The sequence below is a fragment of the Streptomyces sp. NPDC055254 genome (assembly GCF_053606025.1).
This window is the reverse complement of record NZ_JBSGQV010000005.1, coordinates 90,712-117,004: the sequence shown is the minus strand read 5'-3', so window position 1 is coordinate 117,004 and position 26,293 is coordinate 90,712. Positions and strand designations below refer to the sequence as shown.

At 69.6% G+C, this 26,293-nt stretch carries 16 protein-coding genes; 15 read left to right on the top strand and 1 reads right to left on the bottom strand.

The features are described 5' to 3' along the window. Positions 1 to 366 precede the first annotated feature (366 nt). The 10 genes from acnA to ACWFQ8_RS07380 all read left to right on the top strand — a co-directional run bounded on the left by acnA (position 367) and on the right by ACWFQ8_RS07380 (position 15,893). Complete coding sequence (gene acnA, locus ACWFQ8_RS07425) at positions 367 to 3,081, top strand: aconitate hydratase AcnA (RefSeq protein WP_453785409.1); 2,715 nt, start codon at positions 367 to 369, stop codon at positions 3,079 to 3,081. 309 nt (positions 3,082 to 3,390) lie between these two features. After that, on the top strand, positions 3,391 to 4,815 hold the full coding sequence (gene ngcE, locus ACWFQ8_RS07420; protein ID WP_453785408.1) for an N-acetylglucosamine/diacetylchitobiose ABC transporter substrate-binding protein: 1,425 nt from the start codon (positions 3,391 to 3,393) through the stop codon (positions 4,813 to 4,815). A 43-nt stretch (positions 4,816 to 4,858) separates the two neighbouring features. After that, the gene (locus tag ACWFQ8_RS07415) at positions 4,859 to 5,803 is read left to right on the top strand and encodes a carbohydrate ABC transporter permease (RefSeq protein ID WP_453785240.1); all 945 of its coding nucleotides are present in this window, start codon (positions 4,859 to 4,861) and stop codon (positions 5,801 to 5,803) included. A gap of 13 nt (positions 5,804 to 5,816) precedes the next feature. Next, positions 5,817 to 6,752: a carbohydrate ABC transporter permease gene (locus ACWFQ8_RS07410; protein ID WP_453785239.1), complete on the top strand. Its 936-nt coding sequence runs from the start codon at positions 5,817 to 5,819 to the stop codon at positions 6,750 to 6,752. Between the two features lie 616 nt (positions 6,753 to 7,368). After that, positions 7,369 to 8,583: an ROK family transcriptional regulator gene (locus tag ACWFQ8_RS07405; protein ID WP_453785238.1), complete on the top strand. Its 1,215-nt coding sequence runs from the start codon at positions 7,369 to 7,371 to the stop codon at positions 8,581 to 8,583. A 117-nt stretch (positions 8,584 to 8,700) separates the two neighbouring features. Then, positions 8,701 to 9,813: a sugar ABC transporter substrate-binding protein gene (locus ACWFQ8_RS07400; RefSeq protein WP_453785237.1), complete on the top strand. Its 1,113-nt coding sequence runs from the start codon at positions 8,701 to 8,703 to the stop codon at positions 9,811 to 9,813. A gap of 190 nt (positions 9,814 to 10,003) precedes the next feature. Further along, positions 10,004 to 10,792, top strand: a complete 789-nt coding sequence (locus ACWFQ8_RS07395; RefSeq protein WP_243631148.1) for an ATP-binding cassette domain-containing protein — start codon at positions 10,004 to 10,006, stop codon at positions 10,790 to 10,792. Between the two features lie 26 nt (positions 10,793 to 10,818). Beyond that, positions 10,819 to 12,108 carry a sugar ABC transporter permease gene (locus ACWFQ8_RS07390; protein ID WP_453785407.1) on the top strand — a complete coding sequence of 430 codons (1,290 nt, stop codon included), beginning with the start codon at positions 10,819 to 10,821 and terminating at the stop codon, positions 12,106 to 12,108. A gap of 263 nt (positions 12,109 to 12,371) precedes the next feature. Beyond that, positions 12,372 to 14,288: a 1-deoxy-D-xylulose-5-phosphate synthase gene (gene dxs / locus ACWFQ8_RS07385; RefSeq protein ID WP_453785236.1), complete on the top strand. Its 1,917-nt coding sequence runs from the start codon at positions 12,372 to 12,374 to the stop codon at positions 14,286 to 14,288. A gap of 108 nt (positions 14,289 to 14,396) precedes the next feature. After that, positions 14,397 to 15,893: an amino acid permease gene (locus ACWFQ8_RS07380; protein ID WP_453785235.1), complete on the top strand. Its 1,497-nt coding sequence runs from the start codon at positions 14,397 to 14,399 to the stop codon at positions 15,891 to 15,893. An 86-nt stretch (positions 15,894 to 15,979) separates the two neighbouring features. On the opposite strand, the gene ACWFQ8_RS07375 is transcribed toward ACWFQ8_RS07380, so the two are convergent. Next, complete coding sequence (locus ACWFQ8_RS07375; RefSeq protein ID WP_453785234.1) at positions 15,980 to 17,044, bottom strand: LCP family protein; 1,065 nt, start codon at positions 17,042 to 17,044, stop codon at positions 15,980 to 15,982. 171 nt (positions 17,045 to 17,215) lie between these two features. Between ACWFQ8_RS07375 and ACWFQ8_RS07370 the strand changes: the two genes are divergently transcribed. The 5 genes from ACWFQ8_RS07370 to ACWFQ8_RS07350 all read left to right on the top strand — a co-directional run bounded on the left by ACWFQ8_RS07370 (position 17,216) and on the right by ACWFQ8_RS07350 (position 26,279). Then, complete coding sequence (locus ACWFQ8_RS07370; RefSeq protein ID WP_453785233.1) at positions 17,216 to 18,943, top strand: PIG-L family deacetylase; 1,728 nt, start codon at positions 17,216 to 17,218, stop codon at positions 18,941 to 18,943. Between the two features lie 207 nt (positions 18,944 to 19,150). Beyond that, on the top strand, positions 19,151 to 20,764 hold the full coding sequence (locus tag ACWFQ8_RS07365; RefSeq protein WP_453785406.1) for a stealth family protein: 1,614 nt from the start codon (positions 19,151 to 19,153) through the stop codon (positions 20,762 to 20,764). A gap of 12 nt (positions 20,765 to 20,776) precedes the next feature. Next, complete coding sequence (locus ACWFQ8_RS07360; RefSeq protein ID WP_453785232.1) at positions 20,777 to 22,423, top strand: sugar phosphotransferase; 1,647 nt, start codon at positions 20,777 to 20,779, stop codon at positions 22,421 to 22,423. Next, the gene (locus ACWFQ8_RS07355) at positions 22,414 to 24,177 is read left to right on the top strand and encodes a stealth conserved region 3 domain-containing protein (RefSeq protein WP_453785231.1); all 1,764 of its coding nucleotides are present in this window, start codon (positions 22,414 to 22,416) and stop codon (positions 24,175 to 24,177) included. Before ACWFQ8_RS07360 ends, ACWFQ8_RS07355 begins: the two co-directional genes overlap by 10 nt. Next, the gene (locus tag ACWFQ8_RS07350) at positions 24,174 to 26,279 is read left to right on the top strand and encodes a glycosyltransferase family 4 protein (RefSeq protein ID WP_453785230.1); all 2,106 of its coding nucleotides are present in this window, start codon (positions 24,174 to 24,176) and stop codon (positions 26,277 to 26,279) included. The genes ACWFQ8_RS07355 and ACWFQ8_RS07350 overlap by 4 nt, the downstream gene beginning before the upstream one ends. Positions 26,280 to 26,293: the final 14 nt, after the last annotated feature.

Genomic DNA, 26,293 nt, shown 5'->3' with positions numbered 1-26,293 from the left:
CCTGACGCCGGCCGACCCGCCACCCGCCGGAGCCGCCCCCGCCGGACCCGACCCGCCCGAGACGCCCCCTGACACCGGCCGCCTCCCACCCGTGAGCAATCTCACCGGCCGACCCGCCCTCCGGCGCGGCCGGTCGTATCGGGACGAGTCACCCCGCGCCGGGACAGGTCGGCGGGGTGCGTACCTCGTCCCTTCGGTGCGACATGTACTAGAGTTATCTCGACATCGAGATATCTGCCGAAGGCGAACCGCAGCCGCCCCCGCTGGTAAGGGTGACCTAACTTAGCCCTACCTTAGCGGATTGGCCAAGGGGCGTGGCGGCAGGATGCGGTAAACGCGCGAAATTCATGCATGAAGGAGACTGTCGTGTCGGCGAACAGCTTCGACGCCCGCAGCACGCTGCGGGTGGGCGACGAGTCGTACGAGATCTTCCGGCTGGACAAGGTTGAGGGCTCGGCCCGCCTTCCCTACAGCCTGAAGGTCCTGCTGGAGAACCTGCTCCGTACCGAGGACGGCGCGAACATCACCGCCGACCACATCCGGTCGCTCGGCAACTGGGACTCGCAGGCCCAGCCCAGCGAGGAGATCCAGTTCACGCCGGCCCGCGTGATCATGCAGGACTTCACCGGCGTCCCCTGCGTCGTGGACCTCGCCACGATGCGCGAGGCCGTCAAGGCCCTCGGCGGCGACCCGTCCAAGATCAACCCGCTGGCCCCGGCCGAGCTGGTCATCGACCACTCGGTCATCGCCGACAAGTTCGGCACCAGCGAGGCGTTCGCCCAGAACGTCGAGCTGGAGTACGGCCGCAACAAGGAGCGCTACCAGTTCCTGCGCTGGGGCCAGACCGCCTTCGACGAGTTCAAGGTCGTCCCCCCGGGTACCGGCATCGTCCACCAGGTCAACATCGAGCACCTGGCCCGTACGGTGATGGTCCGCGGTGGCCAGGCCTACCCCGACACCCTCGTCGGCACCGACTCGCACACCACCATGGTCAACGGCCTGGGCGTGCTGGGCTGGGGCGTCGGCGGCATCGAGGCCGAGGCCGCGATGCTCGGCCAGCCGGTCTCCATGCTGATCCCGCGCGTCGTGGGCTTCAAGCTCACCGGCGAGCTGCCGGCCGGCACCACCGCCACCGACCTGGTGCTGACGATCACCGAGATGCTGCGCAAGCACGGCGTCGTCGGCAAGTTCGTCGAGTTCTACGGTGAGGGCGTCTCGGCCACCTCCCTCGCGAACCGCGCCACCATCGGCAACATGTCGCCGGAGTTCGGTTCCACCGCCGCGATCTTCCCGATCGACGACGAGACCCTGAAGTACCTGCGTCTGACGGGCCGCGACGCCCAGCAGGTCGCGCTCGTCGAGGCGTACGCCAAGGAGCAGGGCCTCTGGCTGGACCCGGCCGCCGAGCCGGACTTCTCCGAGAAGCTGGAGCTCGACCTCTCCACGGTCGTCCCCTCCATCGCCGGCCCGAAGCGCCCGCAGGACCGCATCGTCCTCGCCAACGCCGCCGAGCAGTTCGCGCAGGACGTGCGCAACTACGTCAACGACGACGAGGAGGCCGGCAAGGAGTCCTTCCCGGCGTCCGACGCCCCGGCGTCCTCCAACGGTGTGCCGACCAAGCCCACCCCGGTGACCCTGGCCGACGGCACCTCCTTCGAGATCGACCACGGCGCCGTCACCGTCGCCGCGATCACCTCCTGCACCAACACCTCGAACCCCTACGTCATGGTCGCCGCGGCGCTCGTGGCGAAGAAGGCGGCCGAGAAGGGCCTGACCCGCAAGCCCTGGGTCAAGACCACCCTCGCCCCGGGTTCGAAGGTCGTCACCGACTACTTCGACAAGGCCGGCCTGACCCCGTACCTGGACAAGCTGGGCTTCAACCTGGTCGGCTACGGCTGCACCACCTGCATCGGCAACTCCGGTCCGCTGGACGAGGAGATCTCGAAGGCGATCAACGAGGCCGACCTCGCGGTCACCTCGGTGCTCTCCGGCAACCGCAACTTCGAGGGCCGGATCAACCCCGACGTCAAGATGAACTACCTGGCCTCCCCGCCGCTGGTCGTCGCGTACGCCATCGCGGGCTCCATGAAGGTGGACATCACCAAGGACGCCCTCGGTATCGACCTGGACGGCAAGCCGGTCTTCCTGGCCGACATCTGGCCCTCCGAGGCCGAGGTCAACCACGTCGTGGCGAACGCCATCGGCGAGGACATGTTCAACAAGTCGTACCAGGACGTCTTCGCGGGCGACGCCCAGTGGCAGGCGCTGTCGATCCCGACCGGCAACACCTTCGAGTGGGACCCGCAGTCCACCTACGTCCGCAAGCCCCCCTACTTCGAGGGCATGACGATGGAGACCACCCCGGTCTCCGACATCGTCGGCGCGCGCGTGCTGGCGAAGCTGGGCGACTCGGTCACCACCGACCACATCTCCCCGGCCGGTGCGATCAAGGCCGACACCCCGGCCGGCAAGTACCTCACCGAGCACGGCGTCGAGCGCCGCGACTTCAACTCGTACGGTTCCCGCCGCGGCAACCACGAGGTCATGATCCGCGGTACCTTCGCCAACATCCGCCTGCGCAACCAGATCGCGCCGGGCACCGAGGGCGGCTTCACCCGCGACTTCACGGTCGAGGGCGCGCCGGTCTCCTTCATCTACGACGCCTCGCAGAACTACCAGGCCGCCGGCGTCCCGCTGGTCATCCTGGCCGGCAAGGAGTACGGCTCCGGCTCCTCGCGCGACTGGGCGGCCAAGGGCACCGCGCTGCTCGGCGTCAAGGCCGTCATCGCCGAGTCCTACGAGCGCATCCACCGCTCCAACCTGATCGGCATGGGCGTCCTGCCGCTGCAGTTCCCGGAGGGCGCCACGGCGGCCTCCCTGGGCCTCAGCGGCGAGGAGACCTTCGCCTTCACCGGGGTGGAGGTGCTGAACGACGGCACCACCCCGCGCACGGTCAAGGTCACCACCGACACCGGCGTGGAGTTCGACGCGGTCGTCCGCATCGACACGCCGGGTGAGGCGGACTACTACCGCAACGGCGGCATCATGCAGTACGTGCTCCGGAACCTCATCCGGGGCTAGGCACCCGCCGGCCGAGTGAATCGGTGGCCAAAGGGCCGCATCCCCGTCGAGGGGGTGCGGCCCTTCGGTATGTCCTGGTGGCAGTGTCAGATGACGGACAGGTCTCAACTCGGAAAAACTGGCGGTCATCCTTGTGCACGATCTTGCTCAGGCGAGCGGAAGTGGACTATACCTGTGCCCGTCCGGACCACCGCGAGACGAGCGGCTCCGGACCGGTGGACGGCGGGGACCTGCGGCGATGCCGCATGTACGGCAACTGCCGTATTTTCCTTCCTCCTTCACACTCTTGACGAAGGCGAGGACATGAGCATGGGATCCACTGGTGAGGGCCTCGGCCGTCGTGATCTGATCAAGCGCTCCGCGGCACTCGGACTGATCACCGTGCCGACGATGAGCTTCCTGTCCGCCTGCGCCTCCGGCGGCGAGGAGACCACGAAGGGCCCGGACAAGGGCGTCGTCTCCAAGGAGAACCCCTTCGGCGTCGCCAAGGGCGGCAAGCTGGACGTGGTCGTGTTCAAGGGCGGCTTCGGCGACGACTACGCGAAGGCCTGGGAAGCCGCATTCGACAAGAAGTGGGGAACCACCAGCGAGCACCTGGGCACCCAGGAGATCACCGCGAAGCTCCAGCCCCGCTTCAACGGCGGCAACCCGCCGGACGTCGTCGACGACGCGGGCGCCCAGCAGATCAAGCTGGACGTGCTCTTCAAGGGCGGCCAGCTCGCCGACCTCGACGTGGTCCTCGACGCCCCCTCGCTCGACGACCCCGCCAAGAAGGTGCGCGACACCCTCATCAAGGGCACCGTCGAACAGGGCACCCAGGGCGGCAAGTTCGTCGCGCTGAACTACGTATACACCGTCTTCGGCTTCTGGTACTCGGGCAAGCTCTTCAAGGAGAAGGGCTGGACGGCCCCCAAGACCTGGGACGAGTTCCTGGCCGTCTGCGCCAAGGCCAAGGAAGCGGGCATCGGCGGCGTCGCCCACCAGGGCAAGTACCCGTACTACATCAACGTCGTCATCATGGACCTGATCGCCAAGAAGGGCGGTCTGGAGGCCATGAAGGCCATCGACAACCTCGAACCGAACGCCTTCGAGGGCAACCCGGCCGCCCTCGCCGCCGTCGAGGCGGTCTACGAGGTGGTCGAGAAGGGCCTCCTGATGCCGGGCACCAACGGCCTCACGCACACGGAGTCCCAGACCGCCTGGAACCAGTACAAGGCCGCCTTCATCCCCTCCGGCTCCTGGCTGGAGAACGAGCAGCTGAAGCAGACCCCGGAGGACTTCGACATGAAGTTCCTGCCGGTCCCCGTGCTCGCCGACAGCAAGCTCCCCTTCGAGGCCATCCGCGCCGGGGCCGGCGAGCCCTTCATCGTCCCGGAGAAGGCCGCCAACAAGGCCGCGGGACTGGAGTTCCTCCGCTCGATGCTGTCCCGCGAGTGGTCCACGATCTTCGCGCAGCAGGCAAACTCGCTCACCGTGGTCAAGGACGGGGTCGACCCGAACGTCAAGCTCCGCCCGGGCACCCAGTCCGCGGTCGAGGCCCTCAAGGGCGCCGGTGACAACACCTTCAACTACCTGTACACCGAGTGGTACAGCGAGATGGGCACCGAGATCGAGAACGCGTCCAATGAGCTGATGGCGCAGCGCATTCAGCCCAAGGAGTGGATCAAGCGCGCGCAGGCCGCGGTGAACAAGGCCGCCCAGGACCCGAACGCCAAGAACAACAAGCGCAGCTGACGCCGCGTCCACCGGCCACCCGGCAACACCAGGGACGGACACCATGAGCCACGTAGTCCAGGGGAGAGGGAAGAACGGTTTCATCACCGGCTTCCTCATCGCGCCACTCGCGCTGTACCTCACTTTCGTCATCTGGCCGTATGTGCAGACATTCGGCTACTCCTTCACCAACTGGACGGGGCAGTCCCCGACGTTCGACTTCGTCGGCCTGGACAACTACGCGACGTTGCTGAAGGACGAGGTCTTCCGCGGCGCCCTCTGGAACAACCTGCTGCTCCTGGTGTTCGTCCCGGTGATCACCATCCTGCTCGCCCTCTTCTTCGCCTTCATGGTGAACGCCGGAGGGCGCAGCGGGGCCGGCGGCGTCCAGGGGATCGGCGGATCACGCTTCTACAAGGTCGTGTACTTCTTCCCCCAGGTCCTGTCCCTGGCGATCCTCGCCGTGCTGTTCGGCGCGATCTACCGCAGCGACGAGGGCGGTCTGCTCAACGGCTTCCTCGTCAGGACCGGCCTGATCGACGCCCAGCACCCGGTCGAATGGCTGAACGAGCCCAATCTCGTCCTGTGGTGCCTGCTGCTCGTGGTGGTCTGGCACGGCGTCGGCTTCTACCTCGTCCTGTTCTCCGCGGCCATGCAGTCCGTCCCCAAGGACATCTACGAGGCCGCCCTGCTCGACGGCGCAGGGCGCGCCCAGACCTTCTTCAAGGTCACCCTGCCCCTGCTGTGGGACTCTGTGCAGACCTCCGCGGTCTACCTGGGCATCGCCGCGATGGACATGTTCGTCCTCGTGTCGACCATGACCTCGGGCCAGTTCGGCGGCGGACCCGACCACCACAGCGAGGTCATGGCGACGGTGCTGATGCGCAACTTCCTGTACTTCGGCAAGAGCGGCTACGCCTGCGCCATGGGCGTGGTCATGCTCGTCCTGACCATGATCCTCTCCGTCATCACGCTGCGCGCCACCCGCCGCGAGCGCATCGAGTTCTGAGCGGAATTCCACGATGAGTGCACAGTCCACAGTGATCAAGGCTCCGGGCGAAACAGCCGCGGAGCGCTCCGGCGGAGCCGGACGGACGGGGGAGCCGGACAAGCGCCGCTCCGAGGGCGTGGTCCTCAACGTCTTCTCGCACGGGTTCCTCGTCCTCTGGGCGATAATGATCGTGCTGCCCCTGATCTGGCTCGCGCTCGGCTCCTTCAAGACCGACGCGCAGATCGGCGGCTCGGCGCTGAGCTGGCCCTCGAACTGGAACTTCGACGCCTTCGGCCGCGCCTGGGACAAGGGCATCGGCGGGTACTTCGCCAACACGCTGATCGTGCTGGTGTTCTCGGTGCCGCTGACCATGCTGTTCGGCTCGATGGCGGCGTACGTCCTGGCCCGCTACCCCTTCAAGGGCAACCGGGTCATCTACTACTTCTTCGTCAGCGGGGCGATGTTCCCCGTGTTCCTGGCGCTCGTGCCGCTGTTCTTCATGGTCAAGCGCTTCGACATGCTGAACACCTACCAAGGCCTGATCCTGGTGTACGTCGCCTACTCGATGCCGTTCACCGTCTTCTTCATGCACTCCTTCTTCCGGACCCTGCCGACGGCGGTCCACGAGGCGGCGGTCATCGACGGGGCCTCCGACACCCGGATCTTCTTCCAGGTGATGCTGCCCATGGCCAAGCCCGGCCTGATCAGCGTCGGGATATTCAATGTCCTGGGCCAGTGGAACCAGTACATCCTGCCGGCCGTGCTCATGCAGCCGCAGACGAGCGGAGACCCCGAGCGCTACATGCTCACCCAGGGCCTCATCCAGCTCCAGTACCAGATGGGCTACGAGACGGACCTGCCGGTGCTGTTCGCCGGCGCCACCATCGCGGTCATCCCGATGCTGGCGGTCTACCTCTCCTTCCAGCGCCAGATCCAGGCCGGCCTGACCTCCGCCACCCTCAAGTAGCGCGGTCGGGCGGCCGGATCCGGCACCACCGACGCCGGCTGACCGCCGCGCCCCGCGCCGCGGCCCGCCTCCTTGCCTCTTCTCTCGTATGGGTGCACAGGGCCGGCGCCTCTTCGACGGCACCCTGGTGATCATGACGTGCTCGGCGCGGCCGGCACCGCCCACCCGTGCGTCGCGGCTCAGGACCACGGACATCCGGCGCCGGGCGAAGTCGAAGGGGACGGCGCGGGGCGCGGTGGATCGCGGCCGTATGCACGCGGAAGAGGTCAGCCGGCCAGGAGATCAGCCGAGGAGGGCGTGGCAAGGACTTCGATCGGGACTCATCCCGAACACCTCCTCGCGCAGCGCCGTCATCACAGGGCGCCGGTCCGGCCGGAAAGGGCGCGGATGATCGGCGCCAGTGCGACCGTAGCACGATCCGAAGGGGTGTTCTCTCCCTCTTGCGGCCGATAGCGTCCGATTCGTACTGCGTCACCCTCTTGACGTCTGGATGCGTAAAGGCTCGACTTAAGGTTCACAAGTTGGAGAGACGCCGGGGTCTCGGAGCGTGCAGCCGCGACGGCCCGGCCGGGGGGCGACGGCTCGGCCGTCGCTTATGGGCAGGAGTGGATGAGTCGTGCAGACTCCCGGATCGCAGTCCTCGCTGCATCGGGCGAACCTCGAACGGGTCGTGCGTGCGGTGCGCCTCGCGGGTTCGCTGACCCAGGCGGAGATCGCCCGTAGCACCGGACTGTCGGCGGCCACGGTCTCCAACATCGTCCGCGAGCTCAAGGACAGCGGAACCGTCGAGGTCACGGACACTTCGGCCGGCGGCCGCCGGGCCCGCAGCGTCTCGCTCAGCGGGGACGCGGGCATCGTCATCGGCGTGGACTTCGGCCACACCCACCTGCGCGTGGCCGTGGGCAACCTCGCCCACCAGGTGCTGGCCGAGGAGGCGGAGCCGCTGGACGTCGACGCCTCCTGGACGGACGGCTTCGACCGGGCCGAGATGCTGGTCGGACGGCTGGTCGCGGGCATCGGCGTGGGCCCGGACAAGGTCATCGGCGTCGGTCTCGGCGTCCCCGGCCCGATCGACGTGGAGTCCGGGACCCTCGGGTCGACCGCGATCCTGCCGGGCTGGGCGGGCATCAACCCCCAGAAGGAGCTCTCGCGGCGCCTGGGGGTGCCGGTGTACGTGGACAACGACGCGAACCTCGGCGCCCTCGGTGAACTCGTATGGGGGAGCGGCCGGGGAGTGAAAGACCTGGCCTACATCAAGGTGGCCAGCGGCGTCGGCGCAGGCCTGGTCATCAACGGCCAGATCTACCGCGGACCGGGCGGCACCGCCGGCGAGATCGGGCACATCACGCTGGACGAGTCGGGCCCGGTCTGCCGCTGCGGCAACCGCGGCTGCCTGGAGACCTTCGCCGCGGCCCGGTACGTCCTGCCGCTGCTCCAGGGCACGCACGGACCGGAGTTGACGATGGAGCGGGTCGTCGAGCTGGCCCGCGGCGGGGACCCGGGCTGCCGGCGCGTCATCACCGACGTGGGCCGCCACATCGGCAGCGGGGTGGCCAGTCTGTGCAACCTGCTGAACCCGAGCCGGGTGGTGCTGGGCGGCTCACTGGCCGACGCCGGTGAACTGGTCCTGGCCCCCATCCGCGAATCCGTGGGGAGGTACGCGATCCCCAGTGCGGCCCGGCAGTTGTCGGTGCTCACGGGGTCGTTGGGCGGCCGCGCCGAGGTGCTGGGCGCGCTGGCCCTCGTACTCAGCGAGATGGGCGATTCGACGCTTTTGTCGGACCATGGAAGTGGAGTGCGAGCACCAGCCGTCTTGTCTTCAGGTAGATAACGGATGGCACCGTTGTCATCTCGTTAAGGATTCACTCCTTGACGGCAAAACGCGGCCGGGGTTGACTCACATCCACCTCGGCCGCAGTGTTGCGGCCTCGTCAGGGAGGTTCAAGTAATGAACACGCGTATGCGTAGAGCCGCCGTAGCCGTCGCCGCTGGTGCGATGGCCGTCTCGCTGGCCGCCTGTGGCAGTGCGAAGGAAGCCGGCGGAGGCACCAAGGAGTCCGGTGCCGCCAAGGGCGAAGCCATCAAGGTCGGTCTGCTCCTGCCGGAGAACCAGACCGCGCGCTACGAGAAGTTCGACAAGCCGCTCATCGAGAAGAAGGTCGCCGATCTCACCGGCGGCAAGGGCGAAGTGGTCTACGCCAACGCCAAGCAGGACGCCACCACGCAGAACTCCCAGGTCGACACGATGATCACCAACAAGGTGGACGTCCTGATCATCGACGCGGTGGACTCCAAGGCCATTGCCGGCGCCGTCAAGCGGGCCAAGGACAAGGGCATCCCGGTCGTCGCCTACGACCGCCTGGCCGAGGGCCCGATCGACGCCTACACCTCCTTCGACAACGAAGAGGTCGGCAAGGTCCAGGGCAAGGCGCTGCTGGAGGCGCTGGGCGACAAGGCCAAGTCCGGCCAGATCGTCATGATGAACGGCTCGGTCACCGACCCGAACGCGAAGCTCTTCAAGCAGGGCGCGCACTCCGTCCTCGACGGCAAGGTGAACGTCGGCAAGGAGTACGACACGGTCGAGTGGAAGCCGGAGAACGCCAACACCAACATGGCGGCCGCGCTCTCGGCGATCGGCAAGGACAAGATCGTCGGCGTCTACTCCGCCAACGACGGCATGGCCGGCGGCATCATCACCGCCCTCAAGGCGGCCGGTCTCTCCCCCCTGCCCCCCGTCACCGGTCAGGACGCCGAACTCGCGGGTGTCCAGCGGATCGTCGCCGGTGAGCAGTTCATGAGCGTCTACAAGCCGTACGCCCCCGAGGCCGCGGCCGCCGCCGAGATGGCCGTCGCGCTCGCCAAGGGCGAGAAGATCGACGGGATCATCAACCAGAAGGTCGACAGCCCCACCAACCCGGGCGTCCCCTCCGTGCTGATCCCGGTCGTCTCGCTGACCAAGGCCAACATCAAGGACACCGTCGTCAAGGACGGCGTCTACAAGGTCGAAGAGATCTGCACCGAGAAGTACGCGGCGGCCTGCGCCGCCATCGGCCTGAGCTGAGGCCCCGTCGCCTCGTCCGCGAGGTGACCCCCGCGCCTGTCCGGCGCCCCGCCCCTTCCTTCCCCGCCACTGCGGGGCGCCGGACAGAAACGTTTCCCCACTCGCTCCACCGTTCCACTGCCCCACCCCCCCCATTCGCCCCGCTCCTGCTCTTTTGCACGACATCCCCGCCGGTCAGGCGGCGAAGGAGATGGTTCATGTGTCCGCTGCGCCCGTGCTGGCGTTGCGAGGGGTCTCGAAGCGGTTCGGCGCCGTTCAGGCCCTGACCGACGTAGAACTTGAGATCCACTCCGGTGAGGTGGTCGCCCTGGTCGGCGACAACGGCGCCGGCAAGTCCACGCTGGTCAAGACGATCGCCGGCGTGCACCCCATCGATGACGGAGTCATCGAGTGGGAGGGCCGCCCGGTCTCGATCACCAAGCCCCACGACGCCCAGAACCTGGGCATCGCGACGGTCTACCAGGACCTCGCGCTGTGCGACAACATCGACGTCGTCGGCAACCTCTTCCTCGGCCGCGAGCTCAAGCGCCGCGGTGTCCTCGACGAGGTGGAGATGGAGCGCCGCGCCCGCGAGCTCCTGACCACCCTGTCCATCCGGATCCCCAGTGTCCGTATCCCCATCGCCTCGCTCTCCGGCGGTCAGCGCCAGACCGTGGCGATCGCCCGCTCGATGCTGGGCGAGCCCCAGCTCGTGATCCTCGACGAGCCCACCGCCGCCCTCGGCGTCGAGCAGACCGCACAGGTCCTCGACCTGGTGGAGCGGCTGCGCGAGCGCGGCCACGCCGTCATCCTCATCAGCCACAACATGGCCGATGTGAAGGCGGTCGCCGACAAGGTGGCCGTGCTGCGGCTGGGCCGCAACAACGGTGTCTTCAACGTCGCCGACACCTCGCAGGAAGAGATCATCTCCGCCATCACCGGGGCCACGGACAACGCCGTGACCCGCCGGGCGGCCCGTACCGGGGAGGCCCGCAAGTGAGCACCCAGAACCCTCCCGCCTCTCCGCTGGGCAAGGGCCCCGCGGGCCGCACGGAGCACGTCGACCCGGTCAACCCGGCCGCCGCGCCGGACGCCATCCCGGCGGTGGACCCCCGACTGCTCGTCCGCGAGCAGGGACTCGGCGGGTACGTGAACGAGTTCGGCCGCAAGCTCAAGGCCGGTGACCTGGGCTCCGTACCGGTCGTCCTCGGCCTGATCATCATCTGGTCCATCTTCCAGGGGCTGAACTCGAACTTCCTCTCCCCGGAGAACCTCACCAACATCGCGATCACGATGGTCGCCACCGGCATGATGGCCGTCGGCATCATCTTCGTGCTGCTGCTCGGCGAGATCGACCTCTCGGTCGGCTCGGTGAGCGGCGTCTCGGGTGCGATCGTCGCCGTCCTCGCCGTCACGAACGGTGTGAACGAGTGGCTGGCGATCCTGGCGGCCGTGGCCGGTGGCGCCCTCATCGGCTCCATCCACGGCTTCTTCTTCGCCAGGATCGGCGCCCCGGCCTTCGCGGTCACCCTGTCGGGCCTGCTCTTCTGGTCCGGCGCGATGCTGCAGATCCTCGGCAGCAACGGCACGATCAACCTCGACTCCGAGGGTGTGGTCGGGCAGCTGACCACGTACTTCTTCTCGGACGTGGCCGTCGGCTACGGACTGGCCGCGGTCGCCGTGGTCGGGTACTTCATCGCCGGCTTCTTCGACGCCCGCCGTCGTGAGGCGGCCGGGATCCCCTCCCGGCCCCTGGGCGAGATCCTGCTGCGCACGGGTGTGCTCGCGCTGTTCACCTTCGGCCCGGCCGTGGTGTTCAACCAGTACAAGGGCCTGCCGCTCGCGGTGGTGCTCTTCCTGCTGGCCCTGGTCGGCACGGACTTCGTGCTGCGCCGCACCACCTTCGGCCGCAACGTGTTCGCGCTCGGCGGCAGCGTCGAGGCCTCCCGCCGGGCGGGCATCAACGTCAACCGGGTCCGGATCGCCGTTTTCGCCATCGCGGGCACCTTCGCCGCCATCGGCGGGCTCTTCTGGGCCTCCAAGATCGCGGCGGCCAACCAGAGCGCGGGCGCCGGCGACCTGCTCATGAACGTGATCGCGGCGGCCGTCATCGGCGGCACCAGCCTCTTCGGCGGCCGCGGCCGGACCTGGAACGCCCTCCTCGGCGTCATGGTCATCACCTCGATCCAGTACGGTCTGGCCCTGGAGGGAATCGCGACGCCGATCCAGTACATGATCACCGGTGCGGTGCTGCTGGCCACCGTGGTGATCGACTCGATCACGCGCAAGACCCAGAAGACGGCCGGACGCGCCTAGCGCGCGTGCGGACGGGCGCCCCGGCGGGGGCGCCCGCGGTAAGACCGGTCACAGTGCCCGGTGCCACTCCGTGTGGCACCGGGCACCTGTGCGTACGGCAGTCCGTACAACTGTGCGGTTATACGCCCGTATGTGATGTGTGATGTCCAGGCTCTAAGTACATGTATGACAAAGGTGTGACTCCACCGGTACGGCCCGATGACCGCGCCGGCGGGCGGAACATTAGACTCGACAGACCAGCAAGCAACTGCAAGGAGGCACGGGTGCTGCTGCCCCGCATCAAGGGACCGCGCGATCTGGACCGGCTCAGCCAGGAGGAGCTCGAACAGCTCGCCGCGGAGATCAGGTCCTTCCTCGTCGACGCCGTCTCCAAGACCGGCGGGCACCTCGGCCCCAACCTCGGGGTGGTCGAACTGACGATCGCCCTGCACCGGGTCTTCGACTCGCCCAAGGACAAGGTCCTGTTCGACACCGGTCACCAGGCCTACGTGCACAAGCTGCTCACCGGCCGCCAGGACTTCGCCAACCTGCGCTCCAAGGGCGGCCTGTCCGGCTACCCCTCGCGCGCCGAGTCCGCGCACGACGTGATCGAGAACTCGCACGCCTCCACCGTGCTGGGCTGGGCCGACGGCCTCGCCAAGGCCAACGAGGTGCTCGGCCGCGAGGACCACCACGTCGCCGCCGTCATCGGCGACGGCGCCCTGACCGGCGGCATGGCCTGGGAGGCGCTGAACAACATCGCCGCCGCCAAGGACCGCCCGCTGGTCATCGTCGTCAACGACAACGAGCGCTCGTACGGCCCCACCATCGGCGGCCTCGCGAACCACCTGGCGACCCTGCGCACCACGGACGGCTACGAGCGCTTCCTGGCCCGGGGCAAGGACCTGCTGGAGCGCACCCCCGTCGTCGGGAAGCCGCTCTACGAGACCCTGCACGGCGCCAAGAAGGGCCTCAAGGACTTCATCGCCCCGCAGGGCCTGTTCGAGGACCTGGGCCTGAAGTACATCGGCCCCATCGACGGCCACGACATCGAGGCCCTGGAATCGGCCCTGCAGCGCGCCAAGCGCTTCAGCGGCCCGGTCATCGTGCACTGCCTCACCCAGAAGGGCCGGGGCTACGAGCCGGCCGTCCAGGACGAGGCGGACCGCTTCCACGCGGTCGGCGTGATCCACCCGGACACCGGCCTGCCCGTCTCCACCGACGCCGCCAGCTGGACCTCCGTCTTCGCCGACGAGATGGTCAAGCTCGGCAAGGAGCGCGAGGACATCGTCGCGATCACCGCGGCCATGCTCCAGCCCGTGGGCCTCAAGAGGTTCGCGGACGCCTACCCGGACCGGATCTTCGACGTCGGCATCGCCGAGCAGCACGGCGCCACCTCGGCGGCGGGCCTGGCCACCGGCGGCGCCCACCCGGTATTCGCGGTGTACGCGACCTTCCTCAACCGCGCCTTCGACCAGGTCCTGATGGACGTGGCCCTGCACAACTGCGGGGTCACCTTCGTCCTGGACCGGGCCGGTGTCACGGGCACGGACGGCGCCTCCCACAACGGTATGTGGGACATGTCGATCATGCAGGTCGTGCCCGGTCTGCGCCTCGCCGCCCCGCGTGACGCGGAGCAGTTGCGCGCCCAGCTGCGCGAGGCCGTCGAGGTCAAGGACGCGCCGACCGTCGTGCGCTACTCCAAGGGCGTCGTCGGCCCGGCCGTCCCGGCCGTGGGCCGGATCGGCGGCATGGACGTACTGCGCGCCCCCGGCGCCGACGTCACCCGACCGGACGTACTCCTCGTCTCGGTCGGAGCGCTGGCCCCGATGTGCCTGGAGATCGCCGACCTGCTCGACAAGCAGGGCATCACCACGACCGTGGTCGACCCGCGCTGGGTCAAGCCGGTGGACGAGGCGCTGGCCCCGCTCGCCGACCGCCACCGCGTCGTGGTCACCGTCGAGGACAACGGCCGCACCGGCGGTGTGGGCTCCGCCGTCGCGCAGGCGCTCCGGGACGCGGGAGTGGACGTACCGCTGCGCGACTTCGGCATCCCGCAGCGCTTCCTCGACCACGCCACCCGCAAGGAGGTCATGGCCGAGATCGGGCTGACCGCGCCGGACATCGCGCGGCAGGTCACGGGCCTGGTGGCCAAGCTCGACGGGCGCTACGACAGCGAGCCGGCCGCCACCGTGGACTAGCCCGCCCGGGCGGTCGTAGATCGACGCGCGGTTGCACGTCACGGGTCGGGAGATCACCCTTGAGGAGGGTGGGCCTCCCGGCCCGTTCCCGTCTTGGGAGGTGCGTTGGTGAGTACGGATCTGAACAGTCCCTTCCGCACCAAGTCGGTCGAGCAGTCCATCCGGGACACCGAGGAACCGGAGCACGCGCTCCGAAAATCGCTCTCCGCCTGGGACCTGACCGTCTTCGGCGTCGGCGTCATCATCGGCACCGGCATCTTCGTTCTCACGGGCATCGCCGCCCGGAACAACGCCGGACCCGCGACCGCACTCGCCTTCGTGGCGGCGGGCATCGTCTGCGCCCTCGCGGCGCTCTGCTATGCGGAGTTCGCGTCCACCGTGCCGGTGGCGGGCTCGGCGTACACCTTCGCGTACGCGTCCATCGGCGAGCTGCCCGCCTGGATCATCGGCTGGGACCTGGTGCTCGAATTCGCGCTCGGCACCGCCGTGGTCGCGGTCGGCTGGTCGGGGTACGTACGCCACTTGATGGAGACCAACCTCGGCTGGGACCTGCCCGTCGCGCTGTCCGGACCGGACGCGGGAGGCACGTTCGACCTGCTGGCCTTCCTGCTGATCCTGGTGCTGACCGCCGTCCTGGTCATCGGGACGAAGCTCTCGGCCCGGATCACCGCGATCGTGGTCGCCATCAAGGTCACCGTGGTGCTGCTGGTCATCGTGGCGGGCCTGTTCTTCATCAAGGCGGACAACTACTCCCCGTTCGTTCCCCCGGCCCAACCGCAGGAGGCGGGCGGCGGGGTCCACGCGCCCCTGATCCAGCTGCTCTTCGGCTACGCGCCCACCAACTTCGGCGTCATGGGGATCTTCACGGCGGCCTCGCTCATCTTCTTCGCCTTCATCGGCTTCGACGTGGTGGCCACCGCGGCGGAGGAGACCAAGAACCCCCAGCGGGACATGCCGCGCGGCATCCTCGGTTCACTGATGATCTGCACCGTGCTCTACGTCGCCGTGACGCTGGTGGTCACCGGCATGCAGCACTACACGCAGATGTCGCCGACCGCCCCGCTCGCCGAGGCCTTCAAATCCGTGGGCCAGCCCTTCTTCGCCGGTGCCATCAGCCTCGGGGCGTCCGTCGGGTTGATCACCGTGTGCATGATCCTGCTGCTCGGACAGACCCGGGTGTTCTTCGCGATGAGCCGGGACGGCCTGCTGCCGCGCGTCTTCTCCGTCACCCACCCCAAGTACCGCACCCCCTACCGGGCGACCGTCCTGCTGGGTGTGGTCATCGCGATCCTCGCGGGCTTCACGAGCTTGGAGAAGCTCGCGGAGCTGGTGAACATCGGCACCCTGTTCGCCTTCGTGATCGTCGCCCTCGGCGTGATCATCATGCGCCGGACCCGCCCCGACCTGCACCGGGCCTTCCGCACCCCGTGGGTGCCCTTGGTCCCGATCCTGTCGATCGCGGCGTCGTTCTGGCTGATGCTCAACCTGCCGGCCGAGACCTGGATCCGCTTCGGGATCTGGATGGCCGTGGGCATCGTCGTCTACTTCCTCTACGGCCGGGGCCACAGCCGCCTGGGCCGCACGGGCCGCGACGCCAAGTTCTGACCGCAGCCCCGTCCGGGCGAACGCCGAGCGGGCTGTGCGGGGAGTCCCCGTACAGCCCGCTTCGCGCCCGATCCGCGTCCGGTTCGTCAGCCCTTGGCGGGCGACTCCTTCGCCGAGGCCGGGATCTTCTGGTCCTTGCGCAGGGCCTCCCACAACTGGCTCGCCTGCGGCTCGGCGGCGACGACGCGGTTGCGGTCGATCTTGTCGTAGGCCACCGGAAGCATGATCGTCTCCATGGTGTCCGGGTCGACGCCCTTCATGCTCTTGGCGAAGTCGGCGAGGGCGGTGAGCGACGCGAGGTCGGAGTCGGTGGTCAGCGACTTGGTGCCGGCGTCCGCGAGCTTGTACAGCCGCGCCGGGTTGCCGAAGGCGTCCTGCTTCTTGATCTCGGACAGCATCGCCATCATGAACTGCTGCTGGAGGCCTATGCGGCCGAGGTCGCTGCCGTCGCCGTAACCGTAGCGGGTGCGGACGAACTTGAGCGAGTCCTCGCCGTTCAGCCGGTGGCTGCCGGCGTCCAGCTTCAGACCGCCCTTCTCGCCGGTCATCGGCTTGTCGAGGGTGACGGTGACTCCGCCGAGGGCGTCCACCAGGCCCTTGAAGCCGGCGAAGTCCACCTCGACGAAGTGGTCCACGCGGATCCCGGAGAGCTGCTCCACCGTGTTGACCACACAGGCCGGACCGGCGAGGGAGTACACCGAGTTGAACATGACCCGCTTCGCGGAGGGGACGGTCTTGCCGTCCTTGTTCTTGCACTCGGGCCGGGTGACGAGGGTGTCGCGGGGGATGCTCACCGCGGTCGCCTTCGCCCGGCCCTCGGGTATGTGCACCAGCATCGCGGTGTCCGAGCGGGCGCCGCTGACGTTGCCGTGGTCGAGGTCGCCGTTGGCCCCGGCGCGCGAGTCCGAGCCGAGCACCAGGATGTTCTGCGCGTTCGCGGCCACCTTCTGCGGGCGGTTGTCGCCGATCGCCTGGTCAAGGTCGACGCTGGATATGTTGCTGTCGAGGCTGCTGTACACCCACCAGCCGGCGCCGGCCGTGCCGAGCACCAGCAGGGCTACGACGAGGAGGGTGATCCTCAACACGCGCCGTCGGCGCGGGGTGGCTCGCCGGTCCCGCCGCTCGCCGGGCGTCGTGGCAGTCTGCGTCATCGCGTCGATTCCTTTGTTGAACATGCGTTTGACCGAAAACTATAGGGGGGTGCACCTGGCGCTCCTACCACGTGATCCTGCGACAGTCTTGCCACGAGGTCTTGTGTTCATCCGAATGTGGGATTGGCATAAGGTGGCGGCGGGCAAGGTGCGGCACTGACAGGGGAGAGCATGGTGGGGCGGGTTTCGGACAGAGGCGCGCGCCCTTCGGCGCGGGGTCGCCGCAGGGCGGCGGCCGGCGCACGGTCCGCGGTCCCCGGTACGCCCGCCTCCCGAACGCCGGCTCCCACCCGTGTCCTCTACGTACTCGCGCATCCCGCGGACGCGCTCACCGCGACCGGGTCCGAGCTGCTGCGCTCGCTGAACGAACCGGGCCGCCCCGTGGCCGTCGTCTGTCTCGCGCGCAGCGGTGCGCCCGAGCGCGACCGGCTGCTCCAGGTGCTGGGGCGCGGCGCGTCGTGGCGGCGCTCGGCGGAGGACCTCGCGGACGGCGAGGTGCTGGACGTCTTCGCCCTCGCCGACGCCCCCCACGTCGAGGTCTGCTTCGCGGACCCGGCCGAGGCGTTGGCCCAGGACGCTCCGGGCGAGCTGGTGGACCTGGTGGTCTCCGTGCTGGAGATCTTCATGCCCGGCACGATATGCACCCTTGATCCCGATCCGGGCCACACCGGTTGGAGCGAGCAGACCGGGGCCGTGCGCCCCGACCACCCCGAGCACTCCGCGGTGGCGCAGGCCACGCTGGAAGCCGTGCACCGCGCCGTCGCCTCCGGCGCGGAGCCGATGGCGGTGGAGTGCTTCCGCACCCCCGTGTCCTGCGAGGCCCCCTCCGCGCCGGGCCCGGCGGTCGTGCGCTATCCCGGCCGCAGGGTCGCGCTGACCCGCGGTACCGACGGGCTCCTCACGGCGTACGCCGCCCTCGGCGGCGGCCTGGCGCGCTGGACCGAGCGGACACCCGGCGGCCCGGACTGGAGCGAGCGAGAGCTGCTGCCCTCCCCCGAGCTGCTGCCGGTGCTGGCGGTGACTCAGACCCCGCAGGGCTGGGTGCACTTGGTCTCCCTGCGCCGCACCCCGGGACCGGACGGCGGCGCCTCGGTCGAGGTGATGCACGCGACCCAGTACCAGAGCGGCCGGCCGCTGGGGGACTGGCGCTCCCTCGGCAATCCGCACGGCAGGCACACCGACCGGGGCCGAGAGCTCGGGGTACCGGCCGTGGTCGCCGACGCCGCCGGCGGCCTGCACGTGTACGTGCGCAACTTCAGCGGGTACGTGACCTGCCGCTCCCAGCGGCCGAACGGCAAGTGGACGTCGTGGCACGACCTGCACGGGCCGCAGGTGCAGGACGGCATGGCAGCCGTACTCGACGACCAGGGTCGACCCGAGGTCTTCGCTCCCTCCCCCGGGGGAGTGCAGCGCTGGCGACGGGACGCCCAAGGAGTGATGCGGCACACGGCGCGCGAGCGCCTGCCGCTCTCCACGGCGCCCGGCACCGCCCTGGGGGCCCTTCTCACCGGGCCGGGCCGGATCACGATCTACGGGTGCGACAGCACCCGGAGCACGCTCTGGGCCCACCGCACCGACGGGGCGGCGACCTCGATCGGGACCGCCGGCGGCGACGGGGTGAGCGCGTTGCGGATGGCCATCGACGGCTACGACTGCACCGTACTGCTCCAGCGCTCCGCCGAGGGCGTCGTGGGGGTCGGGGCGTTCGCCACCGAGCAGGAGCACGGCGGCCTGTGGTGGGAGCGGACGGGCGGTACCGGCGTCCGCGAGCCCGCGGGCGCCGTGGACGCGCTCGGCAGGCTGGTCATCGCCTCATTGGACCGCGACGGCCGGCTGGCCGTGGCCCGCCAGGACGTGTCGGTCTCCGGACTGGCGCTCGGCGGGTGGGTGACGGTCTGAGAGGGCGGGGCAGTTGCACGGGGGTGCGGATCGCAGGAGCGGCCGGAAGGCCGCGGGGCGGGGCGGAGGCCCTGCCGGTGTGATCCGAACGGGTCCCGTCCTTGTCGATAAATCGTTTACTCTTTTCATATCTTGCGGCGGTTGGATCGGGGCTCTGCAGCGCGAGTGTCCAGTTCCAGCACTGCGGGGAGGTTGCGCGTGACCACCATGCCTGACTATGTGATGCAGGCGGGGGCGGGGATCGGTCATCTGCTGGACGCGGCGGCCCATCAACCGGTTCCGCGGCCGCAACTGCGCGTCGGAGACGCGGGTGACGTCGCTTACGTCCATCCCCGCGCCACTCCGCTGGCCGCCCGGGAATGGAACCGGGCCGCGGTCGCGAATCTCCTCGACCATCTGGGAATCGGCTCATTCGCCGTGCGCGGCACATCGGACCACGGCACCGTCGTGGCCGTCGTCGAGGAGGACCGCATGCGCCTCCTGGAGGGGCTCGTCCGGTACCTGAGCAGCTACCCCGGCCACGTGACCCTGCTGCGGGAGCCGCAGGCGAAGGCCCCCCGACCGGTCCCCAGCGGGGACCCGCAGGTATGGCAGGACGTGACCTCCGCCGTGGGCGTGCAGGTCAGCTGGTACCAGACCGACCCCGGGGGCCATCTGCTGCTCGGCCACGAGTACGGCTGCGCCATCGAGTTCTGGAAGCGCGAGGGCGACCGCCTGGTGGCGCCGCGCCCCAACCGGAGCGTCTTCTCCGTATCCGCCGGCGGGCAGAACGTCTGGTGCGCGCCGCGCCTGTTCAGCCGCTTCGTGTCCCACTCGACGCCCCAGCACCTGGCGCCGCCGCTGGCCACCCGGCCCGAATTCCTGGTTCCCGGCGTCGAGGACATCGATTTCCCGGTGGACGCCGTCTATACGTGGGTGGACGGGAATGACCCCGCCTGGGCCGCACGCAAAGCGTCGGCAAAGGGTGAGGTGTATCACGCGGAATCCGCGAGCGATGCCCGATTCATCAGCCGCGACGAATTGCGCTATTCCATACGATCGCTGCATCTGTTCGCCCCGTGGATCCGGAACGTCTATGTGGTGACGGACGACCAGGTGCCCGCGTGGATGCGCACGGACGTGCCCGGATTCCAGGTCGTGAGCCACCGGGAGATATTCCGGAACCCCTCCGACCTGCCCACGTTCAACTCGCACTCCATCGAGAGCCAGCTGCACCACATCCCCGGGCTCGCCGAGCACTTCCTCTACTTCAACGACGACATGTTCATCGGCCGCCCGGTCACTCCGCACGCCTTCTTCACCCCCGTCGGCACGGCCCGGTACTTCCCCTCGCGCAACCGCATCCCCCAGGGTCCCGTCGTCGAGACCGACACCCCGGTCGACGCCGCCTGCAAGAACAACCGGGCCCTGCTCCGCGAACGCTTCGGCCGGGTCATCACCCAGCCCATGGAGCACATCCCCTACGCGCTGCGCCGCAGCGCCATGGAGGAGGCGGAGGCCGACTTCCCGGAGGCCTGGGCACGTACCGCGGCCAGCCGGTTCAGGGCCATGACGGACCTCTCGCCGACCTCCTCCTTCGCCCTGTACTACGCGGCGCTCACCGGCCGGGCACAGCCCGGCTCCATGCGCTTCACCTACCTCCAGCTGGCGGTGCCGGACCTCGCGGACCGGCTGCAGAAACTGCTCGACGGGCGCAGCCAGTACTCGTTCTGCCTCAACGACGCCTTCTCCACCCCGGAGGACATGGAGGCGCAGACGGAAGTCCTCGACGGCTTCCTCAACGCCTACTTCCCGACCCCCAGCCCCTGCGAACACGAGTGAGGAGCGCACGACATGGCTGACCCCGAATCGATGAGCTCCGCCTCCCACGTCTACGCCAAGCTGGTGCCCCAGCCCCTGCGCGCCGCCGCCGGCAAGATGCCGCCGCAGATGCGCCGCAAGGTCAAGAAGCGGATCAAGCGCACCCTCGCCTCCCGCGAGTCGCGCCTGCACCAGCGCGCCCTGCGGCAGGTCCGCGAGAGCGACTTCAACAACGTCCCCGAGGGCCGGGCCCAGGCCATGGACGGCCGGATCGGGCACGTCCACTCCGGACTCACCTCCGACGTCGCCCGCCGTACCGACCTGAGCCTGGTCTCCACCGCCTTCGACTTGGCCGGGATCCCGTGGTTCGCGGTACCCGCGCTGGACGACCGCCGGATCACCCTCGCCGTTCCGCAGCGCAGCAAGTCCGACGTACGGCGCGTGCTGCGCGCCCTGCTGGAGGAGCACACCGGCTACGTCGTCTCCGCGTCCCCGGTGGACGAGTCCACCTCCGAGATCCCCGGCAGCCACGTCAAGGCCTGGAAGGCCTACGGCAAGGCCCGGGTGATCCGACTGACCTGGCTGCGCACCGAGCCGACCCGCTCCCTGTGGGTCGGGGACGACCAGGGCGTGGAGATCGAGTTCTGGACGGACAACACCACCCTGGACACGCCCAGACTGGTGGGCCCGCGACCCAACCGCGTCCAGCGGGTGGTCCCCACGCAGGACGCCCCCCGACTGATCGACATCGGCCTCGACCGGCTCTGCGGCTACGCCGACATCGACGCGAACGCCGCGCGCACCCTCACCCGGGAGGGCTTCGACGTACCGCGCCTGGAGGAGATCACCTACCCCGTCGACGCGGTGGTCCTCTGGCAGCACTCCGAGCCCTGGGCCGAGGAACTGCTGCGCGCCACGCTCCGCTCGATCCACCAGTACGCCCCCTGGATCGACGTGGTGCACCTCGTCGCCTCCCGGCCCGTGCCCGCCTGGGTGCACAGCAGCGAGCGACTGCGGTTGATCGGCGCCGGCAACGACATGGACCCGGCCCTGCAGCCCCTGCCGGGAGCGGCCGCCCGGTCCCTGCTGTTCCGGCCGGGCGCGCTGTTCGGCCGCCCGGTCCGGCCCTTCGACTACTTCACCCCGCTCGGCGGGACCCGGCCCCGCCGGGGCGGCTGGTCCGCCACCGAGGCCGAGGCGCCGTGGACCTCGGCGGCGTTCGCGTACACCAACCGGGCCGTCGCCCACGGGTACGCGCACGGCCCCCAGCCCCACACCGCGGAGGTGCTCGGCGCCGTCCGCGACGGACACACCGCGCTCTGGCCGCCGCCGGACCCCCAGTACGTCGCCGAACTGCCCGGCACCCACCCGGTGGACGGAGTCGTCCACCACGCCGCGCACGTCGTCGGGCTCGCCGACCCCTCCGGCGAGGGCACGCTCAGCCTCCACGCCGGCATGCCCGGCATCAACCGCCTGCTGGAACGGCTCCTGGTACGCCGCGACACGCAGCAGATCCACCTCATGGGCCTGGGCAGTCGCGAGGGCCTGGCCTCGGGCACCGGCACCCTGCTGGACTTCCTGCGCCGCTACTACCCGGTGCCCAGCCCGTTCGAGCAGCCGGTGGCCGCCCCGGACGAGGTCCCCGGGGACCCGTACGAGAGCACCGGTCCATGGCAGTGATGAACCCCGAGGCGTCATCGCTGGTCGCCGTCTACCGCACCATGCTGCCCACATCGCTGCGCCGCAGCCTGGCCCGGCGCATCCCGCTGCGGCTGCGCGGCCTGATCAAGCGCATCCTGCGCCGACTGCAGATGGGCATCGGCCTGAGCCAGGCGCTGCGCGCGCTGCGGGCCCGCAGGCGCTGGCCGCACCTGTTCCGCCAGGGGGAGCGGCTCGCGGCGCTGATGGACCGGGGGGCGCAGATCGCCCTGGTCCGGCCCACCGCCTCACCGCTCGGCCTGCGCGAGGCCAACCTCGAACTCGTCGTGACCGCCCTGGAATCGGCCGGCGTCGACTACTTCGCCGTGCGCGGGGCCAGCGACTTCCGGGCCTGCTTCGGGGTCCGGGCCGAGAACCGGGAGCGGGTCCTCGACGCCCTGACCGAGAGCTGCCGCCAGGCCCCCGTCTACGTATCCCGCGGCAACGCCCCCAAAGCGGCCCTGCGGGCCGCGCTCTGCGGATCCCGGCGCGCCCGCCGGATCGGGGCCGACGCCACCGTCCTGCGCGTCGGCATGGTCTGGCGGGACCCGGGCGGCTCCCTCCCGCTCGGACTGGAGTTCGGCAGCGACATCGAGTTCTGGCGGACCGAGGACGGGATGCTGATCGCGCCGCGGCCCAACCTGGTCACCGACGAGGTGCCCCTCGACGCTCCCCGCGTGATGGTCCCCGTCTCCCGGCTCACCGGGTTCGCGTCCCGCCACACCCGCCGCACCCGCTCGGTGCGGACCCTGGAGCCGTACGCCGCCGCGCTCCCCGAGGACGTCCGGTTCCCCATCGACGTCGTCTACACCTGGGTCGACGGCAACGACCCCGCCTGGCAGCGCCGCCGACGGGAGTTCGGCCACAGCGGCTACCACGAGGAGTCCGCCAACGCGGCCCGCTACATCAGCCGCGACGAGCTGCGCTACTCGCTGCGCTCGCTGGAGCAGAACGCCCCTTGGGTGCGCCGCATCTTCCTGGTCACCGACCGCCAGCGGCCGGCCTGGCTGGACCCGGAGCACCCGCGGATCACGATGGTGGACCACCGGGAGATATTCGACGACCCGAGGGCGCTGCCGACGTTCAACTCGCACGCCATCGAGAGCCGGTTGCACCACATCGACGGGCTCGCCGAGCACTTCCTCTACTTCAACGACGACATGTTCCTCGGCAGGCCCGTCACCCCTCAGGACTTCTTCCTGTCCAACGGCACGACCAGGGTCTTCTTCTCCCCGTCCCAGGTACCGCAGCAGCGGGTGAGCTCCCAGGACCGCCCGGTGGACGCCGCGGGCAAGAACAACCGGCGGATCATCGCCGAGCGGTTCGGCCCGACCATCGTGCAGAAGATGCGGCACGCCCCGTACCCGCTGCGCCGCTCGATCCTCTTCGAGATCCAGCAGGAGTTCGCCGACCACCACCAGGGCACCGGCCTCAGCCGGTTCCGCAGCGTCACCGACATCTCGATCCCCTCCTCGCTGTACCACTACTACGCGTACTTCACCGGCCGCGCGGTGCCCTCGGACATCGAGTTCGCGTACCTCGCCCTGGACAAGCCGGAGATCGAACGGCGGATGGGCATCCTCCTCGCCCGCCGCGACCGGCAGGCCTTCTGCATCAACGACACCGTCTCCGACGGCCGGGACATGGAGCGCCAGTCCCGGATGCTGAAGAACTTCCTCAGCGCCTACTTCCCCATACCCAGTCCCTTCGAGAGGAAGGAGTCCCACGTCCGATGAAGATCTCCTTCCTCATCAACAACGTCTACGGCATCGGCGGTACGAACCGCACCGTCATCAACCTCGCCGAGGCGCTCTCCGCCGACCACGAGGTGGAGATCGTCTCCGTCTTCCAGCGCGCCACCGCCCCGAAGTTCGAGATCTCGCCCCAGGTCGCCGTCCGGGCCCTGGTCGACCTGCGGGCCGGCAAGACCGGTGTGGACCGGGGCGACCCGGGACTGGAGGAGCCCAGCTCGGTCGTACCGCGCCAGGAGGAGTTCTACGCGCAGTACAGCCGGCTCACCGACCAGCGGATCATCGACTACCTCGCCAAGACCACCGCCGACGTCGTCATCGGCACCCGCCCCAGCCTCAACCTGTTCGTCGCCCAGTACACGCACGACAACGTGCTGCGGGTGGCCCAGGAGCACATGACCCACCTGGCCATCCCCCCGGCGGTCCGCGCCGAGATGGCCCGCGTGTACCCGCGCCTCGACGCGGTGACCACCGTCACCGAGGCGGACGCCCGGTCCTTCGTCGAGCACACCCCGGTACCGCGCGGACTGCCCGTCGTCGGCATCCCCAACAGTGTTCCGGAGCCCGTGGTCAGGCCCTCCGAAGGCGACCGCAACGTGATCGTCAGCGCCGGTCGCATGCACCACGTCAAGCGCTACGACCTGCTGCTGGAGGCGTTCTCCCAGCTCGCGGGGGAGTTCCCGGACTGGCAGCTGCGCATCTACGGTGACGGCGGCGAGGCCGCCAAGCTGCGCACGATGGTGCACGAACTGGGCCTGGCCGGACAGGTGCTGCTCATGGGCGGCTTCTCACCGATCGAGTCCGAGTGGGCCAAGGGATCGATCGCCGTGGTCACCTCCAGCGCCGAGTCCTTCGGCATGACCCTCGTGGAAGCCATGCGGTGCGGTCTGCCGGTCGTCTCGACGGACTGCCCGGTCGGCCCGCGCGAGATCCTCACCCACGGCGAGGACGGCCTGCTCGTCACCAACGGGGACGCCTCCGCCGTCGCGGCCGGCCTGCGCACGGTGATGGCCGACGGCGAGCTGCGCCGCCGGATGGCCGCCGCGGCCCTGCGCAACTCCTCCCGGTACGACCCCACCGTGATCGCCTCCCGGTACGTCGAGCTGTTCGAGGACGCCGCCCGGCGCCGGGCCCGGGCCGGGGGCAAGTACCGCAAGCCCTCCTCGAAGCTCCTCGGCCGTGAGTCCGGCGCGACCGCCCCGCCCGCCTCGATGCGCACCGCCGCCTGCCACGCGACGGCCGTCGACGCGGGCTGGCTCCGGCTGTCCGTCGACGGTCCCGAAGAGGGCCGCGGTCGGTGGAACTTCCTGCTGCGCCACACGGCGTCGGGTGGCAACCAGCTCCCCGACCTGCGGTTGCGCACGCAGCGGTCCGCGCTCGACACGGGCGGCACCCGGTACACCGCGAACATCACCCCCGAGGCGCTGGACACCCTCGGCGACGGCCGCTGGCAGGTCATCATGGAGTCGGCCAAGGGCGAGTTCGTCCACCTCAAGGCGGGCATCCGCGACACCCGCGCCCTGATCGGCGTGCGCACCCGGCTGCTGGCCGACCCGAGCGGCGGGCCCGTGCTGTGGAACCTCCCCTACGCGCAGCCCAACGGCAAGCTGATGCTCCGTACCGTGCTGCGCGCCGCGCACGCAGAGGTCTCCACCGTCCAGGTGGCCGACGACCGCATCACCCTGTCGGCCGTGCTGCTGGGCGAGCTCGACCTGCTGCCGGGCGCCCGCGTGATCCTCACCCGGCGCGGCCACTACGGCTCGGAGATCTCCGTCCCCGCCGAGGTCTACGGCGGGCGGTTCTTCCAGGCGGCCCTCCCGCTGGACCAGGTCGTCGAGCAGCGGCTGGAGCGCTGGGAGGACTGGGACTGGTGGATCCAGCCGAGCCCCTTCGAGCGGCGCCGGGTCCGCGTGTGCCACCTCTTCGAGGACTTCCCCGACGTCAAGAACTCCTGTGCGTACCCCGCCGTACCCGTGTCCCCGCAGGAGGACCCGCGATTCGTCGTCGCGAGTCCCGCACGGCCGGTGCGCGTGCGGCCGTACTGCTCCGTGTCCGGGGCCATGGCCATGAACGTGGTTGACCGCTAGCTGGGGCGTGCCCC